At 72.6% G+C, this 4,536-nt stretch carries 7 protein-coding genes; 3 read left to right on the forward strand and 4 right to left on the reverse strand.

Going from position 1 to position 4,536, the window contains the following annotated elements; genetic code table 11:
- Both PROKR_RS35930 and idi read right to left on the reverse strand, forming a co-directional pair.
- A partial coding sequence (locus tag PROKR_RS35930; RefSeq protein WP_036967783.1) for a polyprenyl synthetase family protein occupies positions 1-280 on the reverse strand: 280 nt, incomplete at its 3' end.
- Positions 277-846 (reverse strand): isopentenyl-diphosphate Delta-isomerase, encoded by a 570-nt coding sequence (gene idi, locus PROKR_RS22460; RefSeq protein ID WP_245605932.1) that lies wholly within the window; start codon positions 844-846, stop codon positions 277-279. The genes idi and PROKR_RS35930, both read right to left, overlap by 4 nt.
- Positions 847-1,471: 625 nt before the next feature.
- Here idi and PROKR_RS38245 point away from each other — a divergent pair.
- Complete coding sequence (locus PROKR_RS38245; RefSeq protein WP_425414928.1) at positions 1,472-1,627, forward strand: hypothetical protein; 156 nt, start codon at positions 1,472-1,474, stop codon at positions 1,625-1,627.
- 88 nt (positions 1,628-1,715) lie between these two features.
- Complete coding sequence (locus PROKR_RS22465; RefSeq protein ID WP_036967791.1) at positions 1,716-2,120, forward strand: GNAT family N-acetyltransferase; 405 nt, start codon at positions 1,716-1,718, stop codon at positions 2,118-2,120.
- Between the two features lie 49 nt (positions 2,121-2,169).
- Here PROKR_RS22465 and PROKR_RS22470 read toward each other — a convergent pair whose 3' ends face one another.
- On the reverse strand, positions 2,170-2,505 hold the full coding sequence (locus tag PROKR_RS22470; protein ID WP_036967794.1) for a cupin domain-containing protein: 336 nt from the start codon (positions 2,503-2,505) through the stop codon (positions 2,170-2,172).
- Positions 2,506-2,594: 89 nt separating this feature from the next.
- On the opposite strand from PROKR_RS22470, the gene PROKR_RS22475 reads away from it, so the two are divergent.
- Positions 2,595-3,575 (forward strand): ArsR/SmtB family transcription factor, encoded by a 981-nt coding sequence (locus tag PROKR_RS22475; protein ID WP_036967797.1) that lies wholly within the window; start codon positions 2,595-2,597, stop codon positions 3,573-3,575.
- 8 nt (positions 3,576-3,583) lie between these two features.
- Here PROKR_RS22475 and PROKR_RS22480 read toward each other — a convergent pair whose 3' ends face one another.
- Entirely contained in the window at positions 3,584-4,360 is a 777-nt protein-coding gene (locus PROKR_RS22480) for a class I SAM-dependent methyltransferase (RefSeq protein ID WP_036967800.1), read from the reverse strand.
- Positions 4,361-4,536 lie beyond the last annotated feature (176 nt).

The following is a 4,536-nucleotide window of genomic DNA, read 5'->3' on the forward strand; positions in this document are numbered from 1 at the left end:
GGTCCTTGTCGAGCACGTCGTCGTGCAGCAGCAGCGCGGTGTGCACCAGCTCGAACGCCGCCGCGGCGAGCGCGGCGTCCTCGGGGTGCGGGGCGCCGAACGCACGGTGCGCGTCGAGCAGGAGCCGGGGGCGCAGGCGCTTGCCGCCCTCGCTCGACCGGGCCAGCCGCCGCCACAGGAGCGCGTAGTGCTCCGCGAGGGGAGCGGCGCGCCGGGTCCGCTCGGCGAAGAAGTCGGACAGCACGACCTCGACCGGGTCGCGGGTCAGGGTCTCGGTCATGGCCCCGACACACCGTCTCTGGTCGCCCTGGCGGCCGGCGCCGCGTACAGCGGCATCTCGGCGCCCTGCTCCACGAACCACGGGGAGAACGCCCACGGCACGGTGCGCAGGGCCTCGCCCAGCGCGGCACTGTCGACCCACCGGGCCGCCATGGCCTCGTACGGGTTGACCTGCGGTTCGTCGTCGGACACCGCCACGTAGACCGGGCAGATCTCGTTCTCCACGATGCCGCTGGCGTCCACCGCTCGGTACCGGAACTGCGGGAGCTCCAGGCGGACGTCGCGCAGCGTGATGCCGAGCTCGTCCTGCGCGCGGCGCACGAGGGCCTCCTCGCTCGGCTCGTCGGGCTGGGGGTGGCCGCAGAACGAGTTGGTCCACACCCCCGGCCAGGTCTGCTTGTGCAGGGAACGGCGCGTCACCAGCACCTGGCCGGCGGAGTTCAGCACGTGGCACGAGAACGCCAGGTGCAGTGGCGTCCGTTCGGAGTGCACCGCACTCTTGAGCTCCGAGCCGACGGGCTTCCCGTCGTCATCGAGCAGGACCACTCTCTCGGTCGTCACTGTCACCCCTCCGGTGATTTTCGCTAGCCTGGCTATATTCAAGCACAGGAAGCGGTTTTGTCGACAGTCGATACCGGACAGACCGCACGGCTACTTGAGTCAGTTCGACGCCGACGGCGAGTTGGATCGGTGCTGCCCCGACACTGGACGTGCCCGACGCGCCGGGAGTGCTGGCTGGCGGCGCTCGCGGCTCGGTACGTTCTACGCATGGCCGCGCCCCTGTTCCTGGTCCCGTCGGACCCGTTCGCCCCGCGATCGCCCGACCAGCACTTCGCGCGGGAGGCGGCCGCCGCACAGCAGGCCGGCCTGGACGTCGCGGTCGTGGACCATGACGCGATCCTCGCCGGGGACGTCCGCGCCGCGGTACACCGCGTGCCGACGTCGGACGGCGTCCGGCGCGCCTGGTATCGCGGCTGGATGATTCCCTCCGCCGCGTACGCCGGCTTCGCCGCCGAGCTGGCCACCCGAGACGTCCGGCTCGGCACGGCTGCCGCCGCCTATCGGTCCGCGCACGAGCTACCAGGCTGGTACGACACGTTCGCGGACCTCACTCCCTTGAGCGTCTGGTCGCCACGGGAGGCCGCAACCCCTGACGACGGACCTCGCACTGCGGTCCGACGGCGTCTGGCGTGTGATCGAGGTCGGGGACGGGCAGGTCAGCGACCTGCCGGCCGGCCAGGATCCGGCGCCGCTCGTGCGGGCGCTTGGGTGCTGGCGTTCCACCACACCAGGCCGTTCTGGGCCAACCACATCGTCGTCGTGCCCAAGAAGCACATCGCCTCGTTGACGACGGCGACGGCCGAGGAACGGCGCCCGTCTCCGGGACTGACCACCGGGAAGGTCCCCCAGGGCAGGGGGCGGCATAGGGTGCCGCGATGGACTTCGCACTGGCTCTCCGCGGCCCGGTCGACGACGCCGTGCTCTCGGCCCTGCACGCCCGCGCGTTCGCGAGCTCGGCCGAGTCGGTCACGCCGTGGTCGGAACGCCTGGCACGTCACAGCCTGACCTGGATCACGGCGACCGACCCCGCGGGAAAGCTGATCGGGTTCGTCAACGTGATCGGCGACGGCGGACAGCACGCGGTGCTGCTCGACACCGTCGTCGACCCGGCCTACCAGGGACAGGGCCTCGGCCGAGCCCTGGTAGCGGCGGCCGCCGACGCCGCCCGCGACCACGGCTGCGAGTGGCTGCACGTCGACTTCGAGGCGAGCCGGGCCCGGTTCTACCTCGACGCCTGCGGCTTTCGCACGACGGCTGCCGGCCTGCTGCGCCTCACGTAGCATCAGCCCCGTCCGGGTCTCGCCTTGCCGATGTCAGCCTGGAACGACTTCAGAGGTTCTCCTGGATCATCTCGGCCGACGCGTGGATGCACATCATCCGCAGCGTGCCCGTGCCGGTGTTCTTGAAGCCGTGCCAGACGTCCGGCTGGACCACGGCGGTGTCGCCCGCCCGGGCGACGACCGTCTCGTCGCCGACCGTGATCGTGGCCTCGCCCTCCAGGACCGACCACGTCTCGGTGTACGGGTGACGGTGCAGCCCGGGCCCCTGGCCGGGGTCGTTGGTGACGAGGAAGAACGAGACGCCGGACCCGTGGTCGCGGCCCTCGAAGCGCAGGGTGCGCGAACCGGAGATACGGATGGTGTCGGCGGTGACGATCGCGGCCATGTCTGACTCCTGGAGATTCTGGAGCCGGCCCGTGCGGCCGGCGTGACCCCAGCCTCGTCGGGGTCGCTTCGGCGCACTACGGTTTCGACGTGCATCGAAACATGGTGGAGTTCCGGCTCGCGCCCGACGACATCTCGGCCATCCGGTTCGGCGTCTCGCCCGGTCACGAGCTCGCCCACGCCGTGCGGGTGCTCGTGCAGCCGCAGTACCACCCGCTCCAGTGGGGCTGGCTGCGCCGGGCGCGTGACCAGGCGCCGGCGCGCGCGTTCGACCTGATGCGCCTGCTCGTCGGACCGGACGGGTACATGCCGGACTTCCTCACTTCGACACCGGGCTGGGACCTCGGCCCTGAGGAGGAGCTGGGCCGCCTGCGCGACGCCGACCTCGGCCCGCTGCGCGTCGACGTCCTGAAACGTGTCGACCGCACGACCGGCGCCGAGCAGCGCCTGCTGCGGGCGATGGCGGACGACCCGGAGCGCACCCGCACCGCTGCCGCGGACGCCTGGGAACAGTGCTGGGACGCGCTGCTCGCCCCGTACTGGCCGCAGCTCGAGCGGATCCTGCGGGCCGACGTCGGCGTGCGCTCCCGGCGCGCGACGACGGACGGCCTCGGCGCGATGGTGGAGACCCTGCACGAGGCCGTGAGCTGGGCCCCGCATGCCGTCCGGGTGCGGCTGCGCATGCACGGCGAGGTCCTCGACTGCGCAGGCAGCGGGCTCGTGCTGGTGCCGTCGGTCATGGCGCCCCGGTGCTCCGTCGTCACCGAGCCGCCGGCCCAGCCCACCCTGTTCTACCCGGCGCTCGGCGTCTCCGAACGCTGGGCCGACGACGGACCTGGCACCGCCGAGGCGCTCTCCCGCCTGCTCGGTGCGGGCCGGGCAGGCGTGCTGCTCGCGCTGCGCGCGCCGCTGTCCACGAGTGAGGTCGCCACCGCGTGCGCGCTCGCCGTGTCGACGGCGTCGCACCACCTCGCGCTGTTGAGCGCCGCCCGGCTGGTCGACGCCCGGCGGGACGGGGCGCGGGTGCTGCACGTCCGCACGCCGCTGGGGGAGGCGCTGGTCGGGGGCTGACTCCTCAACTAGGCAGTGGGGCTCGGCCGGACCCGGCCGACGACCGTCCAGGCGGTAGCCGATACCTCGAACGGCCCCGCGGAGAGAAGCTCGCGGCACCGCGCCTGGACCGCTCGCCGGGCTCCGGCGTCGAGGGCGGCGACGTAGTCCCCGGCCGGCCCGACGCCGAGGGTGTACGGCTCCCACCACTCGGCGAAACCCGCGTACGCCGAGGTGACGGTGAGCTCGTAGGACCGGACGTCCTCCAGCCCGGCGGCCCGGAACAGGTCGGCGAGCTGGCCGGTCCGCGCCCCGACCTCCGCCGCCTCGTCGACCGCGTCCGGGTCGACGTCCCGCGCCGCGCGCCAGAACGTGGACAAGGGTGCCCGCTCGCCTCCGAAGTCCCAGACGCTCGCCGAGACGGGGCCGCCCGGCGCGGTGACCCGCGCCATCTCCCGCAGACCTGCCACGGGGTCGGTCATGAAGGGCACCACGAGCTGCGCGAGGGTGAGGTCCACGGCGCCGTCCTCGAACGGCAGCGCCTCAGCCACCCCGTGCCGGACGTCGACGCCGGGGCAACGTCGTCGGGCCGCCTCGACGAACGGGACCGACGGGTCGACGGCGGCGACGTCGTCCGGACCGAGCCGGCGAACCAGCCGTTCGGTCACTGCCCCCGGCCCGCACCCGACATCGAGCGCACGCTGGCCGTGCCGCGGGTCGACCAGGTCGACCAGCTTCTCCGCGAGCGGCTCGGAGTACCTGCCCATGAACCGCATGTAGGACTCGGCCGCGACATCGAAGGCCATGGGTCGACTCTACGACTCGGCGTGCGGGCAAACGATCGAGGCCCCGAACTCCCAGGTCATCTGGGTGTTCGGGGCCTCTGGATGCTCCCGCGGTTGGACTTGAACCAACGACCGTCCGATTATGTCCAGCCGCAGGTCAAGGGCGGTTCGTACGGGCGGTACATGCGCGTCGTCGG

Origin of the sequence: Promicromonospora kroppenstedtii DSM 19349 (assembly GCF_000515355.1) — a bacterium.
In the GTDB taxonomy this organism is placed as follows: domain Bacteria; phylum Actinomycetota; class Actinomycetes; order Actinomycetales; family Cellulomonadaceae; genus Promicromonospora; species Promicromonospora kroppenstedtii.

Coding starts and splice junctions, on each gene's coding strand:
- PROKR_RS22465 (WP_036967791.1), top strand. CDS start 1,716: ATGGACTTCGCACTGGCTCTCCGCGGCCCGGTCGACGACGCCGTGCTC.
- PROKR_RS22470 (WP_036967794.1), bottom strand. CDS start 2,505: ATGGCCGCGATCGTCACCGCCGACACCATCCGTATCTCCGGTTCGCGC.
- PROKR_RS22480 (WP_036967800.1), bottom strand. CDS start 4,360: ATGGCCTTCGATGTCGCGGCCGAGTCCTACATGCGGTTCATGGGCAGG.